Origin of the sequence: Serratia sp. HRI (genome assembly GCF_010119335.3) — a bacterium.
Taxonomy (GTDB): Bacteria; Pseudomonadota; Gammaproteobacteria; order Enterobacterales; family Enterobacteriaceae; genus Serratia; species Serratia nevei.
Genome location: NZ_CP083690.1, coordinates 4362764 through 4385478 on the forward strand (window position 1 = coordinate 4362764; position 22715 = coordinate 4385478).

At 53.6% G+C, this 22715-nt stretch carries 27 protein-coding genes and 1 tRNA gene; 22 read left to right on the plus strand and 6 right to left on the minus strand.

Features of this window, described 5'->3' with window-relative positions:
• Positions 1–6 precede the first annotated feature (6 nt).
• Positions 7–82, plus strand: a tRNA-Thr gene (locus GF111_RS20875).
• 99 nt (positions 83–181) lie between these two features.
• Here the strand turns inward: GF111_RS20875 and GF111_RS20880 are convergent.
• A complete protein-coding gene (locus tag GF111_RS20880) occupies positions 182–859 on the minus strand; it encodes a LexA family transcriptional regulator (RefSeq protein ID WP_047730204.1) in 678 nt (225 codons plus the stop codon).
• Between the two features lie 209 nt (positions 860–1068).
• Between GF111_RS20880 and GF111_RS20885 the strand changes: the two genes are divergently transcribed.
• Positions 1069–1431 (plus strand): antiterminator Q family protein, encoded by a 363-nt coding sequence (locus tag GF111_RS20885; protein WP_047730873.1) that lies wholly within the window; start codon positions 1069–1071, stop codon positions 1429–1431.
• A gap of 359 nt (positions 1432–1790) precedes the next feature.
• On the opposite strand, the gene GF111_RS20890 is transcribed toward GF111_RS20885, so the two are convergent.
• Positions 1791–2084, minus strand: coding sequence for a hypothetical protein (locus GF111_RS20890; protein WP_224217752.1), 294 nt, complete (start codon positions 2082–2084; stop codon positions 1791–1793).
• A 252-nt stretch (positions 2085–2336) separates the two neighbouring features.
• Between GF111_RS20890 and GF111_RS20895 the strand changes: the two genes are divergently transcribed.
• The 17 genes from GF111_RS20895 to GF111_RS20975 all read left to right on the plus strand — a co-directional run bounded on the left by GF111_RS20895 (position 2337) and on the right by GF111_RS20975 (position 17197).
• The gene (locus GF111_RS20895) at positions 2337–2657 is read left to right on the plus strand and encodes a phage holin family protein (protein WP_019453678.1); all 321 of its coding nucleotides are present in this window, start codon (positions 2337–2339) and stop codon (positions 2655–2657) included.
• Complete coding sequence (locus GF111_RS20900; protein ID WP_047730205.1) at positions 2644–3084, plus strand: lysozyme; 441 nt, start codon at positions 2644–2646, stop codon at positions 3082–3084. Before GF111_RS20895 ends, GF111_RS20900 begins: the two co-directional genes overlap by 14 nt.
• A gap of 57 nt (positions 3085–3141) precedes the next feature.
• Positions 3142–3531 (plus strand): hypothetical protein, encoded by a 390-nt coding sequence (locus tag GF111_RS20905; protein ID WP_055317193.1) that lies wholly within the window; start codon positions 3142–3144, stop codon positions 3529–3531.
• Positions 3532–3536: 5 nt separating this feature from the next.
• Complete coding sequence (locus tag GF111_RS20910; RefSeq protein ID WP_217354345.1) at positions 3537–3920, plus strand: HK97-gp10 family putative phage morphogenesis protein; 384 nt, start codon at positions 3537–3539, stop codon at positions 3918–3920.
• Between the two features lie 41 nt (positions 3921–3961).
• A complete protein-coding gene (locus GF111_RS20915; RefSeq protein WP_016926946.1) occupies positions 3962–4417 on the plus strand; it encodes a major tail shaft subunit in 456 nt (151 codons plus the stop codon).
• A gap of 123 nt (positions 4418–4540) precedes the next feature.
• Positions 4541–4906: a phage tail protein gene (locus tag GF111_RS20920; RefSeq protein WP_055317208.1), complete on the plus strand. Its 366-nt coding sequence runs from the start codon at positions 4541–4543 to the stop codon at positions 4904–4906.
• A 17-nt stretch (positions 4907–4923) separates the two neighbouring features.
• Complete coding sequence (locus GF111_RS20925) at positions 4924–5145, plus strand: hypothetical protein (protein WP_019453673.1); 222 nt, start codon at positions 4924–4926, stop codon at positions 5143–5145.
• Complete coding sequence (locus GF111_RS20930) at positions 5138–7462, plus strand: phage tail tape measure protein (protein WP_147190861.1); 2325 nt, start codon at positions 5138–5140, stop codon at positions 7460–7462. Before GF111_RS20925 ends, GF111_RS20930 begins: the two co-directional genes overlap by 8 nt.
• Positions 7462–7800, plus strand: a complete 339-nt coding sequence (locus tag GF111_RS20935) for a phage tail protein (protein WP_004935824.1) — start codon at positions 7462–7464, stop codon at positions 7798–7800. Before GF111_RS20930 ends, GF111_RS20935 begins: the two co-directional genes overlap by 1 nt.
• 10 nt (positions 7801–7810) lie before the next feature.
• Positions 7811–8563, plus strand: coding sequence for a phage minor tail protein L (locus GF111_RS20940; protein ID WP_080346907.1), 753 nt, complete (start codon positions 7811–7813; stop codon positions 8561–8563).
• A 9-nt stretch (positions 8564–8572) separates the two neighbouring features.
• Complete coding sequence (locus GF111_RS20945) at positions 8573–9277, plus strand: C40 family peptidase (RefSeq protein ID WP_224217753.1); 705 nt, start codon at positions 8573–8575, stop codon at positions 9275–9277.
• Between the two features lie 37 nt (positions 9278–9314).
• Complete coding sequence (locus GF111_RS20950; protein ID WP_019453668.1) at positions 9315–9665, plus strand: hypothetical protein; 351 nt, start codon at positions 9315–9317, stop codon at positions 9663–9665.
• Positions 9666–9707: 42 nt separating this feature from the next.
• Positions 9708–10334, plus strand: a complete 627-nt coding sequence (locus tag GF111_RS20955; RefSeq protein WP_047730210.1) for a tail assembly protein — start codon at positions 9708–9710, stop codon at positions 10332–10334.
• Between the two features lie 53 nt (positions 10335–10387).
• A complete protein-coding gene (locus GF111_RS20960) occupies positions 10388–13555 on the plus strand; it encodes a host specificity protein J (protein ID WP_224217754.1) in 3168 nt (1055 codons plus the stop codon).
• A gap of 375 nt (positions 13556–13930) precedes the next feature.
• On the plus strand, positions 13931–14539 hold the full coding sequence (locus GF111_RS20965; RefSeq protein WP_224217755.1) for a hypothetical protein: 609 nt from the start codon (positions 13931–13933) through the stop codon (positions 14537–14539).
• 93 nt (positions 14540–14632) lie between these two features.
• Positions 14633–15919 carry a tail fiber domain-containing protein gene (locus GF111_RS20970; RefSeq protein ID WP_047730212.1) on the plus strand — a complete coding sequence of 429 codons (1287 nt, stop codon included), beginning with the start codon at positions 14633–14635 and terminating at the stop codon, positions 15917–15919.
• Positions 15920–15922: 3 nt separating this feature from the next.
• Entirely contained in the window at positions 15923–17197 is a 1275-nt protein-coding gene (locus tag GF111_RS20975) for a prophage tail fiber N-terminal domain-containing protein (protein ID WP_071845377.1), read from the plus strand.
• A 45-nt stretch (positions 17198–17242) separates the two neighbouring features.
• On the opposite strand, the gene GF111_RS20980 is transcribed toward GF111_RS20975, so the two are convergent.
• Complete coding sequence (locus GF111_RS20980) at positions 17243–18211, minus strand: IS5-like element IS903B family transposase (RefSeq protein WP_000654805.1); 969 nt, start codon at positions 18209–18211, stop codon at positions 17243–17245.
• 46 nt (positions 18212–18257) lie between these two features.
• Between GF111_RS20980 and GF111_RS20985 the strand changes: the two genes are divergently transcribed.
• Positions 18258–18671, plus strand: a complete 414-nt coding sequence (locus tag GF111_RS20985; RefSeq protein WP_224217756.1) for a hypothetical protein — start codon at positions 18258–18260, stop codon at positions 18669–18671.
• Between the two features lie 153 nt (positions 18672–18824).
• Here the strand turns inward: GF111_RS20985 and GF111_RS20990 are convergent, their stop codons facing one another.
• Positions 18825–19067 carry a DinI family protein gene (locus GF111_RS20990; protein WP_047730213.1) on the minus strand — a complete coding sequence of 81 codons (243 nt, stop codon included), beginning with the start codon at positions 19065–19067 and terminating at the stop codon, positions 18825–18827.
• 864 nt (positions 19068–19931) lie between these two features.
• Here GF111_RS20990 and GF111_RS20995 point away from each other — a divergent pair.
• Both GF111_RS20995 and GF111_RS21000 read left to right on the plus strand, forming a co-directional pair.
• Positions 19932–20585: a helix-turn-helix domain-containing protein gene (locus GF111_RS20995; RefSeq protein ID WP_038876342.1), complete on the plus strand. Its 654-nt coding sequence runs from the start codon at positions 19932–19934 to the stop codon at positions 20583–20585.
• Positions 20586–21074, plus strand: coding sequence for a hypothetical protein (locus GF111_RS21000; RefSeq protein WP_038876340.1), 489 nt, complete (start codon positions 20586–20588; stop codon positions 21072–21074).
• Here GF111_RS21000 and GF111_RS21005 read toward each other — a convergent pair.
• Both GF111_RS21005 and GF111_RS21010 read right to left on the minus strand, forming a co-directional pair.
• Entirely contained in the window at positions 21067–21798 is a 732-nt protein-coding gene (locus GF111_RS21005; RefSeq protein ID WP_038876338.1) for a metallophosphoesterase, read from the minus strand. The genes GF111_RS21000 and GF111_RS21005 overlap by 8 nt on opposite strands.
• Before the next feature lie 17 nt (positions 21799–21815).
• Positions 21816–22478 (minus strand): VUT family protein, encoded by a 663-nt coding sequence (locus GF111_RS21010; protein ID WP_038876336.1) that lies wholly within the window; start codon positions 22476–22478, stop codon positions 21816–21818.
• Between the last annotated feature and the right edge of the window lie 237 nt (positions 22479–22715).

Below are 22715 nucleotides of genomic sequence, written 5' to 3' on the forward strand. Positions count from 1 at the left end.
AATTCAGCCGGCTTAGCTCAGTAGGTAGAGCAACTGACTTGTAATCAGTAGGTCACCAGTTCGATTCCGGTAGCCGGCACCATGATAAAGCAGTATCGGCACCCTGAGTGCCAAAAAAACCGCCAGCCGCAAGGTTGGCGGTTTTTTGCTTTATGCCGTTCCCAACGCGGCGTGTACGGGGCTAGGGCAGCCAGGCGCCAAGCACCACTCCGATAATCGCGTACTCATCGGCATTCAGCGCCGGGCAATCCGGCATGCTCCCCTTAAGCCATCGATGCCCTGCTTCCTCAACATACTTTCTAAAGGTGAGCTCAGCATTGTTGCAGCGTTTCGCTATCACCTTGTCGCCGGAGACGAGCTCGGTAATCCCGGCCGCAGCGGGTTCGACAAGTATCAAGGCGCCCTTCGGGTAATTGGCACCGGTAGAGCCACTCATCGTGTCATCCCGCACGGGCAGCCAGTAGGCCTGAGCGCTGCACTGCACCATCGCCGGGTAGTGGACGACCGTCCCTTTGTTCAGCTGTTCGTGAGACAACGGCAGTGTCCACGCCAACAGCGGCAGCGTTTTACCTGGGGCCTGCGCGGCCTTCTTCCTGGCGGGGCGTAGCCCGGTTTGCTCCAGGCCGTCCAGCCAGCCGATTTGCACGGCGAAGTACTGCTCAATCCTTCGCGCCATATCGCCACTGATGCCTTTTTTTCCTTTCTTGCCCGGCGGGTAGAGCAGGCGAGAGACATAGTCAGCGGCAATGCCGAGCGCCTCGGCAAGGCGCTTTTGGCCCCCGACGCCGAGGTTGTCGATCAGGATGATCAGGCGCTCTCGCCGCATCTCCTGCAGGTGCAATTTTTGCTCGTTTTTCATGAGGCCATCGTACCTAAATTTAGCTGCAGGTAAATGGCTTTTCGCTATTGAAAAAAAGATACCTCTGGGTATACTTGATACTGTTTATTTATACAGTATTTGGTGCGACATTCCTCGGCGAGTACGCCGAGCAGCACAACGGCTCGACCGACGTCGGTAAGCGACATGGAGCCCTGGCGATGTGGCAAACGCCCAAAGGAGGTGGAAGCATGAGAGATATGAATGAAGTGTTGGAGCGATGGGGCGTATGGGCCAGGGATAACAGCGGCATTGATTATTCCCCCATTGCCGCCGGGTTCAAAGGGCTGTTGTCCTATAAATCGAATGGCGAGCTTTCCTGCTGCGATGATGACGGCCTGGTGATCGACGGTTGCGTGGGCAGATTGAAGAAATACAAACCCGAAGAGTTCGATCTCATCATTGCCCACCATGTTTATGGCATATCTCTGCGCAAGATTGCCCTGAAAAGGAAATGTTCAGACGGTACGATACGTAAAGAGATGCAAACGGCGGAGGGATTTATCGGTGGATGCCTGGCGATGCTGGATATAACGTTGAGTATGGATCGCTGAAAAGGCTGCCGTTGAAATCGAAGAGAGTTTATTTCTCGCCTCCTAATGACATAAGGAATAGCAAGGGCGAGTAAAATATCTTGCGCGTCGCCATAATTAAAAAAAGCTCACGCGTACGCAAATAAGCCGGTAATATGATAAAACTGAGTCGTTGCCGGCGCCGCCGCACGATAGATAAACCTCGCTCCGGCGGGGTTTTATTTTTTTTCATAAAAATCTCACGCGTACGCAAATAAGCCGGTAATATGATAAAACTGAGTCGTTGCCGGCGCTATCGCACGATAGATAAACTTCGCTTCGGCGGGGTTTTATTTTTTATCATAAAAAGCTCACGCGTACGCAAATAAGACTGTAATCTGCTAAAACTGAGTCGTTTCCGGCGTTGCCGCACGATAGCTAAACCTCGCTCCGGCGGGGTTTTGTTTTTTTATAATAAAAGACTCACGCGTACGAAAATAAACGCGTAATCTGATAAAACTGAGTCGTTGCCGGCGTTGCCGCACGATAGCCAAACCTCGCTCCGGCGGGGTTTTTTTTTTTATAATAAAAGACTCACGCGTACGCAAATAAAATAAGCCGGTAATCTGATAAAACTGAATTGTTGCCGGCGCCGCCGCACGATAGATAAACCTCGCTCTGGCGGGGTTTTTCATTTTTAGCCTCCTTGTCAAAACGGTCAATCACTCACTGAATAATGACTGTCGTTGAATGACCACGACGGGAGGCTAATCCCTCTTCTTTATAAAACAGCGCAATTTTATTTATCTGCCCAGGCTCAGCAGAGCTTCAACAGCGTAAATGGCCGCTTTTTAAATGGAACAGGAATGACGGGGAGAAGCGCCGCATTTAGCGGCTCTTTTCCATGACTCCCGAAGATCGGGCTATGCCCCGGCAAGGGGAGGGTGATGATTATGCCTTGGAAAAATGAACCAAACATCCTTTCAATGCTGCTTGCTTTCGGCATGACGCTGCTGGGGGCGATCGCCAGCTATTCCTTCAAGGTATTGAACGGCGAAACCTTTAGCTGGAGGACGCTGTTCTTGCAGCTGTTCGTCTCTATTTTCGCCGGTTTGACCATGGTGATGATTGCGCTGCATTACGACTGGCCTTCGGAGGTGATGGGCGGCGTATGTGGCATGGCGGGATGGTCGGGAGCATCGCTGATCAAGGCATTGGAACGCCGATTTCTCAATAAAGCGTCAGGAGGAAACCATGAAGATAAGTGACGATGGCATGGCGCTGATCAAGCGTTTCGAAGGTTTGCGATTGCAGGCTTATCAGGACTCGGTCGGCGTTTGGACCATCGGCTACGGTTGGACCCAGCCGGTCGCAGGACGAAAAGTGGGTGCCGGCATGGCGATCGATGCCGCAACGGCCGAGCATTTGCTGCTGTGCGGCATCGCCCAATTCGAACAGGGCGTCGAACGGCGGGTGGCGGTGACGATCACGCAGGGGCAGTTCGATGCGCTGGTGAGCTTTGCCTATAACCTGGGCCTGCGCGCGCTGGAGAACTCGACGCTGCTGCGCCGGTTGAACGCCGGCGATTGGCAGGGAGCGGCCGACCAGTTCGGTCGATGGGTCAATGCGGGCGGCGTGCGGCTCGATGGGTTGGTTGCCCGGCGCGCGGCGGAACGCGCGCTGTTTCTGTCCTGATGCCCGAATACGTCTGCACAACGATTCCCCCCTCAAAATGACGGAGACCTTGCCCGAATGATTGAAGATGAAATCCAACGCTCGCTGGCCGCGCTAACCCATCTGGCGGCTTACCCGCTGATCTTGCCGGATTCGCAGCAAGAAGGCGTGACCTATCAGAAGATCAGCGATCTGAAAGTGAACACCGGTCTGGTTGACAGCTCGCTGGTGCAGAGCCGTTTTCAGATCGTGCTGTACGTGATCGACGATTACTCCCGGCTGATCGCTCTGGATAAGGCGGTTTTGAATGCCTGGGAAGGGGTTCGGCATGGCCATATCGGTCAATGGCCGGTACAGGCGGTCACGCGCAGTACCCTTTTGCAGAGCGCCACGCCCCTGGCGGATAACCGCGTTCAGTATCGGATGGCGCGCGATTACCTCATCACGCATTCCGAGGTGGCGGTGTGATCGCCATGAAGGTTTCCGGCATGGCGGAATTGACTCGCCGGTTGGAAACGATTCGGCGCGAGGTCACCAGCCACATTCTGCCGGAAGCCGGCCACGCCGCGTTGGCCCCGGTCCTTGGCTCGATGCGGCAGTGTGCCGATCGGGGGGCGCCAAACAGCGAACCCTCGCTGAGCGCCGGCATCGCGATACGCCCGGCCGTTGCTGGATGGAACGCGGTGACGTTGCGCGTCGGCCCCAGTAAACAGCATTACCACCGAGCCCTGGCGCAGGAGTACGGCACGGCAACGCAAGCCGCCGCCCCGTTTATTCGCCCTGCGTTGGATCACCATAAGCACCAAGTGTTACGCATCCTGGCGGCTAACGTCCGCTATGGCATCGAAAACCGGTAGCGACCGCTACCATCCTTCATCAAAAAAGAGAGAGAAAAACTATGGCTGATAAAACTTCGCCAGAATACGCCATGCTGCCTGCCGGCACTATCGTCAAATGGGGCACCGTTGGGGCTGCGCCCACGGCCATGAAGGCGCTGACCAACTGTAAAGCGGTGGGTGAAATGGGGCAAACCGGCGGTTTTGTCGATTGCACCACGCTGCTGGATACCGCCAAGCAGTTTATTTCCGACCTGCCGGAAGGCGCGGAGAAATCCATCGGTTTCATCGACGATCCGTCCAACGCCGATTTCGCGGCGCTGCTGAATGCGGCGGACAAGCGCGAAACGGTACAGTTTTACGTCGAGCTGCCGAACGGCCGCACTTCCACCTCCATCCTGTCGCTGTCCGGCTGGAAAATGAATGAGATCACCGCCCCGGCGAGTGAAGTCATTCAGATTACCGTCCAGGGCAAGCAAAACAGCAACACCTGGGGCTCGGTTACCCCGAAGGTGTGACGAACCGACGATCGCGCTGGGTTAACGCCTGAGGGCGTTCGACGCGATCGTTTCCGCCGCGGGCCATGTGGCCTGCGGCAATTTTCTTTATGCAGAGCACATGATATGAACAAGGAAAAACCGATGACTGAGAAATACGATCTGAAAGCGCTGAAAGCGGCGCTGCTGAAATCCGACGACCACGTGATCGAAACGCAGATCTTTGGCGCCAAAGCCTTTATCCGCCGCCTGAAAGCGGCGGAACTGCAGGAAAACGAAGACGGCATGAAGGCCGCCATCGACAGCGGCGACATGAACAAAGCCGCGCAGCTCAACGTGCAGCTGCTGCTGTCTTGCCTGATGACGCCGGACGGCAAACGCATCCCGGCCGGCGCCCTGCCGAGCGTAGACGATCTGCTGGCGGCGCACGACAACCCGACGCTGGTCGAAGCCATCGGCACCGTTAAGCGCCATGCGGTCGGCAGCCTGGAGGAAGCGGAAAAAAACTGACTGACTCGCCCTGGCTGATGTTGGTGTTCCAACTGGCCGATCGCTGGGGTGAGTCGGATCCTCGCAAGATCGCCGCGCTGCCGGCGCACATTCTGAATCACTGGCGGGCATACTTCAAACTGCAAGGCATGACGGCCGATGCGGCGGAGAGTGCCCCCGTTCATCAATCCGGTCAGCCCGCGCAAAGCAGTATTGATATGCAGTGTGCTGACGTTATGCGAGTGCTGGGAAATGGCTGATACCGCACAGTTGGTCGTCGGGTTGCAACTGAATGACACCAACTTTAAAAACAAACTGACGGCGGCTTACCGTACCGCCGGGGAACAATCCGCCAAATTTAACCGCCAGGCTCAGCAGGACGCGAAAAAGACCGACGAGTCATATCAACGTATCGGCGGCACGCTTGGCGGCCTGGCGGGGAAACTGGCGGGGCTGGCCGGCGTTGAATTGTCGCTGCAGGGCCTCGCCGCCACCTCGCGCCAGTATGGACAGGCGCTCACCGAACTTGCGTCCATCACCGTCGCTGCGACGGCGCAGATGAAGCAGTTGGACGACGCGGCCCGCCAGGCGAGCAGCGCTTCCGGCGAAGGCGGCAGCCGCGCGGAGGAGATGCTGAAACTGGCCGGCGGCCTGAATGACAGCGCGGCGGCCTGGCGCGATCAGGCGACGGCGGCGCGCGGGGCGGCGCAGGCGACATCAGGCGTCGGCGCGGCGTCTCGTGTTGCGCTGGGGATGCTTGGTGGCCCGATCGGTGTCGCCATCCAGGCGGGATTGGGGATGGCATACTTTTATGAGCAAACAATGCAAGCCAAAGAGGCTGCGGTGAGTCTGAAAGATGCTGCGATTCTAACTACGTCAGAGCTTATCAAACTGTCTAGTAAGCAACTTGCCCTTAGAAAATTAGATCTCAGTGAGCAGCTCGAGGAACAGCTTAGTGAGCGAGATAAGCAGCAGAACTTGTTGGATTATGCAAACAAGCGAATAGAACGAATACAGAGTAACCCAGGTCGGCTGGGTGACATATTTGGTGTTCAAAAGCAGATGCAAGCTACGCGGGTGCGTGCAGAAGCGGCTCTCGAGTCAATAGACATCGGGATTCAAAATACTCGCACTAGTATGCAAAATATTGACCAAGCTAACCTTCTTGTTTTGACAGGGGCTGCTCGTCATTTTAATCAGCCAGCAGATAATATTTTGCCCGCTACTGCAACTGCGCAGGCGCAGTTGATGCCCTCTCCGCCCCCTGCTTATACATTGGATATTGTAAATACAGATAATCTTGGACGTGAGCGACAGCAGGCTCTTGATCAGTACCAACAACTGCGTCAGGAAATCGAGCAGGCGCATCTGAGCAGCCTCGAAAAAATCACCCAGGATGAACAAAGTGCGCAGGCCAAGCTGGCGTCAACGGCCAAGGCGGCCGGTGCCGGGCAGGCCGATGTGCAGCGTGCGATGGCGCTGAACGCCGAGAAGTACCAGCGGCAGCGGCAACAGCTCGCTGAACAATACGCGCCAGGGCAGGCGGCGGTGCGTAAAGAGCAAGAGGTTGGCAAGGAGCTGAAGGCGTTGTATGACGGGCGGCTGTTGACCGAACGCGAGTACCACACCGCCAGCCGGATGCAGCAGCAAGAAACGACGCGCCAGCGGTTGAAGGCTGAAACCGATGCGCTTGCCGCGCCGCGTATGAACATTGCCGGTGATGTGGATCCGGTCGCTCGCCTTAACAACCAACTGGTGCAGCAGCAGGCGCAATACCAGGCTTACTACCAGCAAGGCATTCTGGATAAACAGCGCTATGAACAGCTGATGCAGGCGGCGACGCAAGAATCGTCGGACGCTCAGTATCAGCAGGCGCTGAGCCTGTTCGGCGGGCAGAGCCGCGTGCACAAGATGGCGCTGGGGCTGGTGGATATGACGCGGGAACGGACCTCCGGCATGATGTTCGATCTGCTGACCGGGACGCAAAACTTTAAGCAAAGCATGCTCGGTTTGATGACCTCCATGACGCAGTCCATCATTCAGCAACTGATCGATCTGGCGATGCAGGCGCTGTTGACCAGAACCATTCTTTCCACCTTTATGAATATCGGCAGCGGCTTGCTGGGCGGGGCGGCAAGCGCCGGCGTGGCCGGTTCAGGCGCGATGGGCATGCCGACCGGTTGGCAAGGCTATGTCCCCAACGCCAAAGGCGGCGTGTACGCCTCACCTTCGCTGAGCGCATTCAGCGGCCAGATCGTCAGCAATCCCACGTTGTTCGCGTTCGCCAGAGGTGCCGGTTTAATGGGCGAAGCCGGGCCGGAGGCCATCATGCCGCTCAAACGCGGCGCGGACGGTTCGCTTGGCGTGCGGGCGATCGGCGGCGGCCAGCAGCCTGCGGCGGCGCCGAATGTCTACATCACCATCGAGAACGGCGGCAACGTCAGTTCGCAGGCCGATCCGGGATGGGGCGAGTTCGGTAAACAGATGGGCAATATCGCCGCGCAGGAAAGCCAAAAGGTGATCAACCGCAACCTGATGCCGGGCCAGCCGATTTGGAAAGCAATCAAGGGGATGTAATGGGCATTCAGACATTTGAATTTCCGGCGCGCGTCAATGCCGCCGGCGATATGCGTTTTCGCGTCAGAAAGGCGCAGTTTGGCGACGGCTATGCGCAGGTCTCCGGCGACGGCATTAACCCGATCGTGCGCTCCTGGGATCTGACCTTTGTCGGCAAGTATGACTACATCACGCCGATCATCGTCTTTCTGGAAAACCATCACGGGGTGAAGTCCTTCCAATGGACGCCACCAACTCAGGTTCCCGGCCTGTACCGCTGCGAGGGCTATAAGCCGGTCGCCATGGGCGGGGACAACTATTCACTGACGGCCACGTTTACCGAGGCCTTCCACGTTTAACCGGGGGGAGATGATGCTGAATTCAGATTTGCAAAAGCTGGAGCCGGGCAACCGCATCCGCCTGATTGAGGTAGACGGCACCCGATTTGGCGCCGATATTCTGCGCTTTCATTGCGATACCCTGCCTTTTACGCCGCAAGAGCTGGCTGCCGCCGGTGGTGATGAAACCAAACTGCCGGCGAAATCGGTCTGGTGGCAGGGGCAGGAATACGGCCCGTGGCCGTTTAGCGTCGAAGGGTTGGAGATCTCCGCCGACAGCCAGGGCAATGCGCCCAAGCTGTCGGTCGCCAATATCAATGGCCTGATCAGCGCGCTCTGCCTGCAGTTTGAGGACATGGCGCAGGCCAAGGTGCGGATCCACGACACGCTGGTGCACTACCTTGATGCCCGCAACTTCCCGCAGGGGAACTCTTCGGCCGATCCGCTGCAGGAAAAGCTGCAGGTGTTCTACATCGATCGCAAGGCGACGGAAAGCGACGAGGCGGTGGAATTCGAGCTCTCCAGCCCGGCGGACCTGCGGGGATTGCGCATTCCGACCCGGCAAATCCACAGCCTGTGCACCTGGTGCTCGCGCGGCGGCTATCGCACCGGCAAGGGCTGCGATTACGCCGGTAGCCGTTACTTTGACGACAAGGGCAATCCGGTGGATGACCCGAGCCAAGATCGCTGCGGCGGGCTGCTGAGCGACTGCCAAAAACGCTTTGGCGAGCACGAGCCGCTGCCGTTCGGCGGCTTCCCCGGCGCGGCTTTGATCCGGCAGTAGGGGGCGAGCATGAAAGAAAAAACCGCGGCGGCCATTATGGCGCACGCCAGGGCCGAGTATCCGCGCGAATGTTGCGGCGTGGTGGCGCAAAAGTCCCGCGTGGAGCGCTATTTCCCGTGCCGCAACCTGGCGGACAAGCCCACCGAGCAGTTTCATCTGGCGCCGGAAGACTACGTGGCCGCTGCCGAATGGGGCACCATCACTCTCATTGTGCACAGCCACCCGGACGCCACCACGCAGCCGAGTGAACTGGACAAGGTGCAGTGCGACGCGATGGAGTTGCCCTGGGCGATCGCCAGCTGGCCGGAGGGAGATTTGCGCACCCTCTTGCCGCGCGGCGAACTGCCGCTGGTGGGCCGCCAGTTCGTGCTGGGGCATACCGATTGTTGGGGGCTGGTCATGAGCTACTACCGGCAGGAGCACGGCCTGGCGTTGCCAGATTATCGGGTTGATTATCCGTGGTGGGAACGGGGTGAAAACCGCTATCTGGATAACTGGCACGCGTGCGGTTTTCGCGAGTTTGGCGGCTCGCCGCAGCCAGGAGATATGGCGATCATGCAGGTTTCGGCGCCGGTGGCCAACCACGCCGGCATTCTGCTGGCAGATGGCCTGTTGCTGCACCATATGTACGGCATGCTTAGCCAGCGGGTGCCTTACGGTGGCTATTGGAAAGAGCGAACGGTGAAGGTGTTGCGGCACAAAGCGCTGATGTGATGCTATCATTCCACTTTTCAACTTAAGGAAAAGGGTAATGAAGAAAATAATCTCTGCGTTGGCTTTGTGTTTTATGACTTCTTTTTTTGCTAATGCAACTACGCTGGATGCATATCTTAGTCATCATAAAGAAATAGACGAAGATCCAATTCTTGGTGAGTATGTAAGGAAGTGGGCTTGGTTTATGGCATTAATGGATGCTCAGCAAAAATATAATACGTCAGACTCAAAAAAAATTAACGAACTACTTGATGCAAAAGGTGATAGATATGGTGCGTTGAGTATTAGAAAACTTTCAACAGACTGTAAAAATGGAACCACAGCGCTAGGTGGTATTGAACTTAATAAGCGCGAATGTAAAATAATAATAAATAGCGCCCGCAAGTAAATATATAGCCCCATTCTAGTGGGGCTTTTTATTGGAGGCTGTATGGATTTTATTGATATTCCTCTCAGAACCATTCGTTTTCATGGTCCCATGATTAAGGTTTTCGGCCGTGAATTTAAATATCGGGCGCCAACGGTGCCAAAAGCGATCGATGCGATGAAAAATCTGCTTCCAGGCTTTGAACGCTACATGCTGGAGGCACACAAACGCGGCCTGACATTTTCTATTTTCGTCGGTAAACGCAATATCGGGCAGGATGAACTCGAGCTCACCAAAGGGGCGGAAGATATTCACCTTGTTCCCGTCGTGATTGGGAGCAAGCGTGCGGGCTTATTCCAGACCGTGCTGGGTGTGGCGCTGGTTGCCGTGGCTATGTATGTTTCAGCGGGGAGTGCGGCAGGTGCCATGGGGGCATTTGCGGCGGGTGGGGGAACGGGCATGGCGGCGATGGCTGGTGCTTCCATGGCCCTCGGTGGCATTCTCCAAATGCTTTCCCCGCAAATGGGCGGGCTGCGCATGCGGCAAGGCCCGGAAAATAAACCGAGCTATGCCTTTGGCGGGCCGGTCAATACCACGGCGCAGGGCAACCCCGTCGGCGTGCTGTACGGCACGCGTGAAATTGGCGGGGCGATTATCTCCGCAGGCATTTATACCGAAGACCAGCAATAACAACATCCGTTTGAACAGACAGCCGCAATAGCGGCTTTTTTTATGGGCGAAATATGGCACAGAACATGATCCGTGGGCGAAAAGGCGGCGGCGGCGGCGGCCACACGCCGGTGGAATCGCCGGACAGCATTCAGTCGATCGCCAGAGCGAAGATGTTGTTCGCATTGGGCGAAGGGGAGTTTGCCGGCGGGCTGGATGGCACAAACATTTTTGTTGACGGTACGCCGGTGCTGAGCAGCGACGGAACGGAAAACTTTCCCGGTTTCCGCTGGGAATTCCGCCCCGGTTCGCAGGCGCAGGAATATATCCAGGGCATTCCCGCCGTTGAGAATGAGATCTCGGTCGGCAGCGAACTGAAAAGCGGCGCGCCGTGGGTGCGTTCCGTCGCGAACCTGCAACTTTCCGCCGTCCGCCTGCGCCTGGGGTGGCCCATGCTGCAAAAGCAGGCGGACAACGGCGACGTCAACGGCTATCGCATCGAGTATGCCATCGACGTGGCGACCGACGGCGGCAGCTACCAGGAGGTGCTAACGGCGGCGATCGACGATAAAACCACCTCGCTGTATGAACGCTCGCACCGCATCAACTTGCCGAAGGCCACCACGGGATGGCAGCTGCGCGTGCGTCGGTTGACGCCTAACGCCAACAGCGCCCGGATCGCCGACCGTATGAATATCGAGGCGCTGACCGAAATCATCGACGCCAAGCTGCGCTACCCGAACACCGCGCTGCTTTACGTGGAGTTCGACTCGAAGCAGTTCCCCAACATCCCGAAGATCAGCTGCAAACCGCGCGGCCGCCTGATCCGCGTACCGGACAACTACGATCCGCAAACGCGCAGCTATACCGGTATCTGGAGCGGCGGCTTTAAGTGGGCCTACAGCGATAACCCGGCGTGGGTGTTTTACGACATTATTTTGGCCGAGCGTTTCGGCCTGGGCGATCGCATCGACGCTTCCCAGGTTTCCGAGTCCGAGCTGTATCGTATCGCGCAGTATTGCGATCAGCCGGTGCCGGATGGGCGCGGCGGCGAGGGCATGGAGCCGCGCTTTACCTGCAACGTTTATCTGCAGTCGCGGGAAGAGGCCTGGACGGTGCTGAGCGATTTAGCCGGCATTTTCCGCGGCATGACCTATTGGGGGCAAAACCAAATGGTCGCCCTGGCGGACATGCCGCGTGATATGGACTTCACCTACACCCGCGCCAACGTCATCGACGGCAAGTTTACCTACTCGTCCGCCAGTGAGCGCACCCGCTACAGCACCGCGATGGTCAGCTGGTCCGATCCGGGCAACCATTACGCCGATGCGATAGAGGCGGTATTCGATAGCGATCTGGTGCGCCGCTACGACGTGAACCAGACCGAGTTGACGGCCATCGGCTGCACCACGCCGAGCGAAGCGAACCGCCGCGGCCGCTGGGCGCTGTTGACCAACAGCAAGGATCGCACGGTCAGCTTCTCCGTGGGGCTGGACGGCATGATCCCCATGCCGGGGCATATCGTCGGCGTGGCGGACCAGATGCTGGCCGGGCGGGTGATTGGTGGGCGCCTCAGCGGCGTGGACGGCCGTAAACTGACGCTGGACAGGAAGCCGGGCGCCAAAGTCGGCGATCGCCTGATCGTCAACCTGCCTTCCGGCCGGGCGCAGGCGCGCACCGTGCAGGCGGTGAATGAACGCGTAGTGACCGTCACCACCGCCTACAGCGAGGCGCCGGCGCCGGAGGCGGCCTGGTCCATCGACGCGGACGATCTGGCGGTGCAGCTTTACCGCGTGGTGGGCATCGCCGATAACGGTGACAACACCTATACCGTCAACGCGGCGGAACACGATCCGAACAAGTACGCCCGCATCGATACCGGCGCGCGTATCGACGATCGGCCGATTTCCATCATTCCGCCCGGCGTGCAGGCACCGCCGAAAAACATCACCATCGACAGCTACTCCTCGGTGAGCCAGGGTATCGCCATTACCACGCTGCGCGCCGCCTGGGGCGCGGTTGAAAATGCCATCGCCTATGAGGCCGAATGGCGCAAAAATAACGGCAACTGGGTGTCGGTGTCGCGCACCTCGGCGCTCGGTTTCGAGGTGCCGGGCATTTACGCCGGCCGTTATCGGGTGCGGGTGCGGGCCATCAATGCCAGCAATGTGTCGTCCATCTGGGCGACCTCGATGGAAACCTACCTCAAGGGCAAAGAGGGTAAGCCGCCGGTGCCGGTCGGCTTCAAGGCTTCGCCTTTGTTGTGGGGTATCCAGCTCGATTGGGGATTCCCTGACGGGGCCGAAGACACGCTGAAAACAGAAATCCAGTATGCAGACAACGCCGCCGGGAATAACGCGATGTTGCTAGCCGATATCCCGTATCCGCTGCATACCCATACCATGACCGGCCTTAAGGCGGGGCAAGAGTTCTGGTTCCGCGCGCGGCTGCAAGACCGCACCGGCAATCAGGGGGACTGGACGGGCTGGGCCGCCGGGCAGGCGAACGCGGACGCCGGTGACTACCTGGAGAGCATCGGCGATGGCTTCCTGACGGATAAGGACGGTGACCGACTCACTGGTGACATTGACACAAACATTGAGGCTATCATCCAGAACGCGCTGGCCAACAACGCGACGGTTGAGCACCAGTGGGCGCAGTATGGCACGGTACGGGCTGATATTCTGGTGGTGAAAACCACGATAGCGGAAGTCGATCATGCCCTGGCCGAATTGTCTACCCAGGTGCAGGCGCAGATTGACGACGTCACGGCGGTGCTGGAAGACAAACTGACGGCGACGGTCGACGCTGACGGCGCAACGGCAATCCACACGTTGAAAGCGGGTGTGCGGGTTAACGGCACCTTCTACAACGCGGGCATGTCGATCGCCGTGCTGGCGGAAACCGGCAAACCCGTCATCACCCGTATCGGTTTCAACGCCAATCAGTTCGTGCTGATGAGCGGCAGCGGAGACACCCAATACTCGCCGTTCGCTGTAATCAACGGCCAGGTGTTTATCAGCGATGCTTTCATTCAGGATGGTTCAATCAATAACGCCAAGATTGGTAACTATATTCAGTCGAATGATTATGTTGCTGGAAGGCAAGGATGGCGCCTAGATAAAGGTGGGACAATGGAAATGAACGGTGCTAATGGTTCGGGAAGGCGTGTAGTTACAGCAACCCTTGAACAAGTTTTTGATGCAAATGGAACGCTGCGAATGCGTTCTGGGCTTTGGTGAGGTGTCCATGCCAGGTGGAATTCAGTGCTGGAATGAAAATGGAAAGCTGGTTGTTGACATAGGAGATTACAATGTTAGGTATATTGGTAGGATAGAAATAACAATGCCTGCATATGTAGTTACCACAACGTCAGCATACTCAGGATTAACCGAATCTGGTTCGTTTGGCGTAGTTGTATCTACAAAGCCCCCTCCTGGTACTTTCAGGCCACCGAATCTCTATATGACAAGGGCATACGACGGCGGCATTAGACTATACTGCCTAGCCCCTGGGTTTTATGCCGCTGTTGTTGTCTTGGTCGATTTATATAGCTTTCTGTGAGTTAAGGAGTGAAAGTGAGTGGGTTTCAATACTGGAATTCGAACGGTGCTCTAATGATTGATTCGAACTACAAAGGCACATATTATCAGGATAGCATGGAGTATCAGAATATAACTGATATTGGTTTTTACCAAATTGAAACAACTATTGGAAATAGTCTTGATATGGGATATGTTTCCAATAAATTTCCTGAAAGTGATAGCCTCATGTGGTTCAAGCCTAACAACGGAGCGAAAATGATTTTCGGCGATACTGACTTGATGACAGTCAACGCAGGAAGAATGGCAAGGTCACGTAGTGATTTACCTGTTGAAAGTGGTTATCGTGACGTATTTAATTCCTCGGGTGAATTAGTTTGGTCTGTTGTACATGCGGCTAAAATTCCTCGAATCATTGGGTTCTATGATATTCCTGTGGATTTTGATTTAGATAGTGCTGCATATTCGCAGTATATTGGCACTGATACTTGGATTTTAGCAAGCAACGCACCTGGAACTATATCCTTTGATGGTGGAAATACGGGATATAGCGGTCTTTTTTTTCGATTCATTAATGGGGCTTTGTCTTGCCAATGGATAAGTCAGCATCAGGATTCTTGGCTGTCAACAATGAAACCTTATGGGCTGAGAATACCGATTGCAAAGCTATCAAATCTTGATTAAAAACATTTACCTCCATAATTAAACGTGAATTTATAAAAATTATAACCCGGATACCGCGCCGGGTTTGTTGTTGCCCAAATTCAGGAGAGCACTATGCCCGCAGGCATTCTTACCCTAACGAACAATTCCGCCGTAGTGAAAGGCACGGGGACGGCGTTTAATACCGAGCTGAAATCCGGTGATTTTATCGTGAGCGTTGTCGGCGGCGTCACCTATACGCTACCGGTGAAAACCGTCGATAGCGCCACACAGGCGACGCTGATTAAAGCCTATGACGGCCCAACGCAGGCAGGAGCCGCGTGGTATGCCGTACCGCGCGACGCGATGAACACCATTACCGCCCAGCTGGCCGCAGAGACAGCCAAAGCCCTGCGCGGGCTGAATCTCGATAAAGCCAACTGGCAACAGGTATTCAGCGGCACCGGAAATATTACGGTGACGCTACCTGACGGAAGCACTTACACTGGCCCGGCCTGGAATAGTTTTACTGCTGCATTGGAAAATAAAGCCGCTAAAGGGGTGAATAACGATATAACCCAGCTGAAGGCCTTGAGCACCGCTATCACCATTGCTCAAGGTGGTACTGGTGCAAAAGACGCGGCTACTGCGCGCACAAACCTTGGTCTTGGCAACTCTGCGACGAGAAGTGTTGGCACAACATCAGGAACGGTCGCAGCTGGTGATGATGGTCGGTTAGGTACGGTTAATGGGAAAACGGGCGGTAAACTCTCATCAGGGATTGGTGTTAGCAACCCGGCCAGCGTCAACGGGCAGGGAACGTATTTATCCTGGAATGAATCTAACGGACAGGGTGAAGGTTCCATAGTTGTAAATAAAGGCGGTGGTGTAGGTGGTTTTAATATTCGAATTGTGAACCAAGAAAACACGGCTGAACTCGCCAGCTATAAATTCGGCCCAGATGGCGTATTTAACTCTCCGAATGGTTCAACATCAATGGGGGGACGGGTGAAGTCTTTTGTCGCGATAAATCCAACCTACTTAACTGTGTTGGTGGATGGACAGCAAAAAGGTATTAATTTTTTTGATTCTGATGAAAGGCTCAAAGAAAATATTATTGATGTTGAGAAAGGTGCAGCGCTATCGCAATTGCGAATGATTCGCCCGGTGTCATATAAGTTTAAAGATGCTTATTATAAAGAAAGTGACGAAACTAAAACGATGGAGGGGAAAAAATACTCCTACGGCGTAATTGCGCAAGAGATTATTAAAATAATACCTGACTCAGTTATTACGCTGTCAAATGGAAATATGGCACTTGATCCGCTCTCCGTAATCGGCTTCTTGTTGGCGACTAATAAGGATATGCTGGAGCGAATTGACAGCCAAGATGAGCTAATGAAATCACTCATGGAGAAATAAAAGATGGTATTAATTAGCGGTGCATTAAAGGGGCCTTACGGCGATTCTCGCTCTGGCGTAACGATTACGATGCGCTCAATAAAAACATCATCCACGGTGTTGAATTTAGCGAAGTCGCAATCTGTCACCGATGATACAGGCCGGTACTCGTTAAATATTGAGCCAGGTGCCTATGAAGTCATTGTGTCAGTTTATGGTGCACAACCGGAACGAGTAGGCACGATAGAGGTTTATACCGACTCCCTACCCGGTACACTCAATGATTTCCTGCGCCGTCCAGGTGAAAGTGATATCACGCCAGAGATTGTGCAGACGGTCGATCGCCTGCGTGCCGATGCAGCGTTGTCAGCAGATAAATCAGCGGCATCGGCAGCGGCGGCGAAACAAAGCGAAGTTAATAGCGGTTTGAACGCGGGGATGCTGGCAGCAGGTCGCTACAGAATACCGGGGACTGGAGCAGCTACAACATGGGTACATTTGGGCACTGTTAACGGCCTGATTCAGACGGGCGACACACTCAGAATTGAGATAACAGGCAGCGCAGGTTATAACGGACGTACAGACCAGAATGGTATAGCAACTATAGTGCTACGGACTGGAAACGGGACCGGTAAAGTTAATACTAATGGGCGCGCTGGAATGACAATTTACCAGCAGTCTGGAGTAGCGCCGCCTATTCTGAATGCGGCATTTTCTGAGGTCGCTGAAAATAAATACGAAATTTATTTGCAAATAGGGGCTAATACTAACAGAAGTTTTTATGTTTTGGAGTTCGAAAGTATAGCATCAGCGCAACGTATATGGACTCATGTGGGTGTTGCTAAAGAGCCACCTCCGCCAAACGATATGATGTTGAAGTTTATTAAGGTGTGGAGCGATAGTTCACCCATTCCCAAATCTGGTCTGGATAATAATATTGTGTATCGCGGTGATTACGGGGTGGGCGGTTCATCGAAAGGTTTCATGGCTGCGACGACAACCGATCTGATGAAAGCGTGCCAGGCTCAGGGTGGGGGATTTGTCAGAAATAACAGCGGCACGGCTGGCGTCCCCCAGTTCGGCGCTGGGGTTTATGCTCGTTCAGAGGACACGAATACGCTAATAGTTGCCAGTTACCAAGACGCTAATCTATTCGTTTTAACGTGTAACGATAACAGCATCAACAATGTGAAAAGAAACGTCATTTGGGGAACGGCCAATACGACGGTAGATGCAAACGGTTTTATCAAGAAAGCTTCGCCGATTATCAGACTTTCCAGCGCGCCGGGGCTTTGTTGAATAAATCAGATTTCGGGTAAGTCTCCCCCGTAGCGGGTTGTGTTTTCAGGCAATACGCACGCTTTCAGGCATACCTGCTTTCGTCATTTTGTTCAGCGCTCGTACCAGGGCCATAGCCTCCGCAACCTGACCATCGTAGTCACGCAGCGTCAGTGAACCCCCGAACAGCTGTTTTACCCGGTACATCGCCGTTTCCGCTATCGAGCGACGGTTGTAATCTGTTGTCCATTTCCACCGCGCATTACTCCCGGTCATTCGCTGATTAGCCACTGCACGGTTACGGTCTGCATATTCACCGGGCCAGTAACCCGCACCTTTTCGGGGAGGGATAAGCGCGCTGATTTTCTTACGCCGCAGTTCATCGTGACAGAGCCGGGTGTCGTAAGCGCCGTCTGCCGATGCTGCCCTGATTTTTCTGTGAGTCTGCCGGATAAGACCCGGGAAGGCTTCTGAGTCCGTCACATTGTTCAGCGACAGGTCTGCACAGATGATTTCATGTGTGTTGCTGTCAACTGCCAGATGCAGCTTACGCCAGATACGGCGGCGTTCCTGGCCATGCTTTTTGACTTTCCACTCGCCTTCACCGAAGACCTTCAGCCCGGTGGAATCAATCACCAGATGCGCGATTTCACCCCGGGTGAACGTTTTGAAACTGACATTAACCGACTTTGCGCGCTTGCTGACACTGGTGTAATCCGGGCAGCGCAACGGAACATTCATCAGTGTAAAAATGGAATCAATAAAACCCTGTGCAGCCCGCAGGGTCAGCCTGAATACGCGTTTAATGACCAGCACAGTCGTGATGGCAAGGTCAGAATAGCGCTGAGGTCTGCCTCGTGATGAAGGCGTTGCCGACTCATACCAGGCCTGAATAGCTTCATCATCCAGCCAGAAAGTTATGGAGCCACGGTTGATGAGGGCTTTATTGTAGGTGGGCCAGTTGGTGATTTTGAACTTTTGCTTTGCCACGGAACGGTCTGCGTTGTCGGGAAGATGTGTGATCTGATCCTTCAACTCAGCAAAAGTTCGATTTATTCAACAAAGCCGCGCGCCGGAAAAGATGGCTGATGACTACCTGGATGGATTTACGCTGTCAGGCTATGCGGCTGTTAACGGTGAAGCTGAGGGGGTATCAGCTGAACGTGTTTCAGTTGGCGTTTACAAAGTCACCGGCGCGTTAGGTTTTGCGGAAGAGGGCTGGAACATCGAAGTGCCGCAGGACGTGAACGGCAATCGCCTGTGCTTTGTCTCAGCTAACACCGGCAAGGATGGCACTATCTATGTGAAGGTCAGTAAGCGCCGCTTTGACATTGACACTGCTGCGATTGTAGCTGGTGAACCGATGGATATCCCGGAAGGGCGCTGGATCGATCTGCGCCTCGCCATGCCGGCGCGTGAAGAGGTGGACGTGTTGCCGCCGGACGCGCTGGTATCAAACGATGACGTGTCATCGGAAACCAACGCGGTTTCATAAATAAAGTGGATGCCAGGTAAAATGCCGGTGCAGTAGGTTTTTGGCCGCCTATTGCATCGGCGCCGGCATTATCACCGAGAGGCTCGGGCAAACACGCGGCCCGTTCCGCCCGGCAAACTCCCGCTGAGTGGGAGTCAATAGCGTTACTGCCCGTCAAATATCCGTGACCAGCCACTGATCCGCTTCTTCGAACATCTCTTCCAACATTCGGTTCAGCTTCTCACGATCGCTTTTGCTGGCGTCGGAGTTCAGGCCGTTGGCCTGCATCGGTTTTACGCGCACTTCGGCTTCAGGAAACAGCGCATGCACGCGTTTTTCCAGCTCGTTGCGAATGATCTCGGCGGCGTTGGGTAGCCCAGCGACGTTGCGCTTGTCGTACACTAATTCTACAAACATGACTCACCTGTAAATACTGATTTAATGTACAGTATTCTGGCCTGAGGAAGGCGGGTTGGCAAGAGGGAGGCGCAATTTTGTATGAGGCGTTCATTCTTGCTTGCGCAGCGGGCGGCCAAGCCTGCCCACTGCATCATTTTCTTACGTCTGGTCAGTGGCCTGCATTTTCCCTGCTCACTTCGCGCGTGAATCTTCAAAGGGCGTGATCATTCCCGCAGTCTGCATTTTTCTCCCTTAAAAATCAGTACGTAAGGCGGTGGCGTCGGGCCGGGGCTCCCTGGTGTTGGAGGCCCGGCGCCACCTTTCTGGTCGCCGTTCTTGGCATAATGTTGCTCAACGCAGGTATGCGCCGGAACTCGGCGCTACGGGCGCTGACGCAGCGTCTTCGCGTTCTGACGGAGAAAAAATCCCGAGTGTTGGGCACTAGTCGCTCTATGAGCGCTGAATAAGGCACTCATCTCATTTCGTTTAAAATTAAACCGGGATGCGGTTTGCTCTCCAGGTGGGCTTTCTTGCACTAAATTGCTGCGAGGTTAATGATCAGTATTTTAGTTCCTCCCGCGGCAGCTATGGCGTGAATGCGATGAAGATATCCCGGGCGTTGTAAATCGCCTCTTAAGCTTGATGAACGGGATATGAGTTAGCCTGCTTAGATAGCTTTTTATAAGTAAACTGAATCATTTCAATAAAAACCAGTCACGTTCATCAAGAAAGATGATTTGCAATAAGATCATTTTATTACAATAATTTTTCTGTGTTTTTCGTCCGTCGCTCGCTCAGGATCATTGTCATGGCCACCTTGTAAGTGGTTTAATGTTTTTAATTCACTTTAACGAAGCTAAAGTATAGGTTTAAAACATTATAATGCAACCAAACAACATTAAAATATCAGAAGAAAATGGTATGTCATTGAAAATGATAGGCGAAAACCTCACTTACCTCATGCGCATGCACGGGATTGACGCCAGTCGGTTGAGCAGCGAAACAGGGATAGGTATTGCCACCATCAATAATCTGAGGAAAGGGGTGGGGAATCCCACGATCGCCACGCTTGCGTCCATTGGTGAATTTTTCAGCGTAAAAGTAGGGGAGCTGACTGACAAGGATTTAAGCGTCACAGGGGAGGCCAAACACAATGTGAGATCGCTGCCGCTCATTAGCTACAGCGATGTAGAGCGTTTTCTGGCCAACAGGGTCAGAACGGCAGATACCTATACGACGGAAGTCGATGACATGACGGACGATTCGCTGTTTGTGGCAGAGATAACGAATAATTCACTGTCGCCTGAATTAGACCGTGGAACGTATTGTGTGATCTCCCTCAAGGAGCCATTTTGTGATGGTGACATCGTCCTTGTTAAGCTGAAAAATTACCCAATATGCTTAAGGCGAGTTTTTGTTTCTGACGACGACTTGTTGTTTACAAATATCTCATTAGATTCAGATAGCAGCGTGAAGTCCTATAGCGATTATGCGATCGTCGGTGTTCTGGTGAAAACGATAAAGAGGCTGAAATAAATGGGTTTATTTAACATAATGAGAAGGCTAAGAAAAATATACTCTCCCAGTTACCTCTATACGTTAGATCGCAGCGTGATCCGAACGGCGGATGGATATTGGCTTTTCAAAGAGTTTGGCACCCATACTTTCGTGAAAAAAAACTGGGGGCAACTCATCGAGGGCGATTTTCTCAGGCACGTTAACCCGAAAGACATCGCTTTTATCGCCGAGACTGAGTCTAAAATAAAAATCGCCTCGGCCAAACTGTCGATTCATGAAGAAAAAAGAAACTGTATGTGGACGTTGAAAAACGACGTTGACTCGATATCAATATCAGGGGCGGATTTCCTAAAGGATCGCGATCTTGTCGACAAAACCGAGTCCTTGGATGCGACGAAAATAGCCTTTTATGCCGGGGTAAAAGAAGGCAGAGCACTCTCTGCCTCTTTGAAAAATGCAAAGAAAAGCGACAAGTCTAAAAAAACAATACTGACGTTGATTAAATAAACCAGGGTTCGACGTGAATATGCTCATCGAACGTAATTACGCTGAAAGCCGAGTTGTCTATGCTGCTGACATCGCTTGTGCCGTTTTTCCATTGCGAACAAATTGCCGGGGAAACAGAGATTAAGGTTTCCCCCAGCTTTCTTTGGAATAACGTATGCGCATGGCCTGAGCCGATAAACTTAACGTTTAATCGTTGGCAGAGGCTCAAAAGCTCCTCAGCATTGTTTAACATACAGCTATCAACAATCGGGGTGCCTACAGGAATAGGGTGATGATGCAAGAAGACGGCGACCTTTTTATTGCCACTTGCGACGATGGCTTTTTCAAGCATGTCGAGCGATTGCGTCGAGATCCTGCCGAAATCTTCGTTATCAACCACCGAGTCGATGCTGAGCAGGCGCCATTCGTCATCTTCAAACGAGTTTATATCATAGCTGCCGCCCTGTTTACGGGCTACATCGTCCAGGTTCTTTTTGTTGTCGTGGTTGCCTGGGAAAAAATAGAAAGGTAAGGAAGTGCGGTTCATTATCTTAAAGAAGCGCTCATAAGAGGGGATATCGCCATCATGAGAGATGTCACCCGTCACAATGATTAAATCGGCATTGATTTTATCGGCATTGGCGTTAATGAAGTCAATGGCCCTGTCGAAATTAGCAAGATGCTTCGAAGCCAGCGCGCTTTCATTAGGCATAATATGTATGTCGCTAATCTGAATTACTTTCATGCGAGACCCTGTTGATATTACTTAAATGGATTGTATGAGGTGCCCCAATCATAGTGATCGGTGTTTTCTATCTTCTTCACCCACTCGACTAAGGCGATGGCGAGCGGCAGCAAGACAATGGAGACGACAACTTTATAAGACCAGGTTGTACTTATGATGTTAACCAACTCCATGAAGGTATATTTTCCTGAAAGACTGATCGGATAGGCTGTCAGCAACAGGGCGGCCTGTGTAGACATGGAGCCCACAATATATCGGATAAAGAAGTATTTGCCGGAGAAGATAATCTTCATCTTTGAAATAATGAAGCCATTGACGAAATAAGCGACCGGAACGGACACCCAGGTGCCGATCATGACTCGCCAGAATTCGTGGTACAAAGAATAATAGTGTGTGGCGATATCGTTGTTTTCTGGCTGAATAGCGGCTGAGAGATTAAGTATTATGACATATAGGCTTTGACAGAAGACCATGATCCATATTGCTCTGACCGACAATTTATAGCCGTAAACCTCAGTAAGCAATGTGGAGATCAAGAAACACAGGGAGAATACAATGCCGCTGGCCGTTATTTTAAAACCATAGATATCAAAGACCTTATAAACCAACGTGTCGCAGGTGATCATAATGGTCACCGTCAGGCCAACAAAAAGGCCATAGAGCTTGAGATTTCCTTGCATTTTTATTCCTTATTTAGTCCGTGTTCTTCTGTTATTCATAATCCATACTTATTTAAAACGTCAACCAAGCGGCCAGATAGTGGCGCAATGATGCTCGAGCCATGTCGCATGGCCATCGTTTCTCTTTATTCAAGGCAACGCCTCTCCTTTCCCTCACGGGTTCCTGAAGGCGAAAGCGCTACGCTGGGTTTTGCGAAGAATGCTGATGGCCTGTTGATTGAGAAAAGATGACTTTAC

Bases quoted from the DNA above. Each gene is read 5' to 3' on its own strand.
- GF111_RS20960 (WP_224217754.1), top strand. From the start codon at position 10,388: ATGGCACAGAACATGATCCGTGGGCGAAAAGGCGGCGGCGGCGGCGGC.
- GF111_RS21000 (WP_038876340.1), top strand. From the start codon at position 20,586: ATGGGTTTATTTAACATAATGAGAAGGCTAAGAAAAATATACTCTCCC.
- GF111_RS20970 (WP_047730212.1), top strand. From the start codon at position 14,633: ATGCCCGCAGGCATTCTTACCCTAACGAACAATTCCGCCGTAGTGAAA.
- GF111_RS20975 (WP_071845377.1), top strand. From the start codon at position 15,923: ATGGTATTAATTAGCGGTGCATTAAAGGGGCCTTACGGCGATTCTCGC.
- GF111_RS20910 (WP_217354345.1), top strand. From the start codon at position 3,537: ATGAAGGTTTCCGGCATGGCGGAATTGACTCGCCGGTTGGAAACGATT.
- GF111_RS20930 (WP_147190861.1), top strand. From the start codon at position 5,138: ATGGCTGATACCGCACAGTTGGTCGTCGGGTTGCAACTGAATGACACC.
- GF111_RS20915 (WP_016926946.1), top strand. From the start codon at position 3,962: ATGGCTGATAAAACTTCGCCAGAATACGCCATGCTGCCTGCCGGCACT.
- GF111_RS20925 (WP_019453673.1), top strand. From the start codon at position 4,924: ATGTTGGTGTTCCAACTGGCCGATCGCTGGGGTGAGTCGGATCCTCGC.
- GF111_RS20995 (WP_038876342.1), top strand. From the start codon at position 19,932: ATGCAACCAAACAACATTAAAATATCAGAAGAAAATGGTATGTCATTG.
- GF111_RS20900 (WP_047730205.1), top strand. From the start codon at position 2,644: ATGAAGATAAGTGACGATGGCATGGCGCTGATCAAGCGTTTCGAAGGT.
- GF111_RS20965 (WP_224217755.1), top strand. From the start codon at position 13,931: ATGATTGATTCGAACTACAAAGGCACATATTATCAGGATAGCATGGAG.
- GF111_RS21010 (WP_038876336.1), bottom strand. From the start codon at position 22,478: ATGCAAGGAAATCTCAAGCTCTATGGCCTTTTTGTTGGCCTGACGGTG.
- GF111_RS20920 (WP_055317208.1), top strand. From the start codon at position 4,541: ATGACTGAGAAATACGATCTGAAAGCGCTGAAAGCGGCGCTGCTGAAA.
- GF111_RS20895 (WP_019453678.1), top strand. From the start codon at position 2,337: ATGATTATGCCTTGGAAAAATGAACCAAACATCCTTTCAATGCTGCTT.
- GF111_RS20890 (WP_224217752.1), bottom strand. From the start codon at position 2,084: ATGAAAAACCCCGCCAGAGCGAGGTTTATCTATCGTGCGGCGGCGCCG.
- GF111_RS20990 (WP_047730213.1), bottom strand. From the start codon at position 19,067: ATGTTTGTAGAATTAGTGTACGACAAGCGCAACGTCGCTGGGCTACCC.
- GF111_RS21005 (WP_038876338.1), bottom strand. From the start codon at position 21,798: ATGAAAGTAATTCAGATTAGCGACATACATATTATGCCTAATGAAAGC.
- GF111_RS20905 (WP_055317193.1), top strand. From the start codon at position 3,142: ATGATTGAAGATGAAATCCAACGCTCGCTGGCCGCGCTAACCCATCTG.
- GF111_RS20985 (WP_224217756.1), top strand. From the start codon at position 18,258: ATGGCTGATGACTACCTGGATGGATTTACGCTGTCAGGCTATGCGGCT.
- GF111_RS20940 (WP_080346907.1), top strand. From the start codon at position 7,811: ATGATGCTGAATTCAGATTTGCAAAAGCTGGAGCCGGGCAACCGCATC.
- GF111_RS20945 (WP_224217753.1), top strand. From the start codon at position 8,573: ATGAAAGAAAAAACCGCGGCGGCCATTATGGCGCACGCCAGGGCCGAG.
- GF111_RS20950 (WP_019453668.1), top strand. From the start codon at position 9,315: ATGAAGAAAATAATCTCTGCGTTGGCTTTGTGTTTTATGACTTCTTTT.
- GF111_RS20935 (WP_004935824.1), top strand. From the start codon at position 7,462: ATGGGCATTCAGACATTTGAATTTCCGGCGCGCGTCAATGCCGCCGGC.
- GF111_RS20955 (WP_047730210.1), top strand. From the start codon at position 9,708: ATGGATTTTATTGATATTCCTCTCAGAACCATTCGTTTTCATGGTCCC.
- GF111_RS20885 (WP_047730873.1), top strand. From the start codon at position 1,069: ATGAGAGATATGAATGAAGTGTTGGAGCGATGGGGCGTATGGGCCAGG.
- GF111_RS20880 (WP_047730204.1), bottom strand. From the start codon at position 859: ATGAAAAACGAGCAAAAATTGCACCTGCAGGAGATGCGGCGAGAGCGC.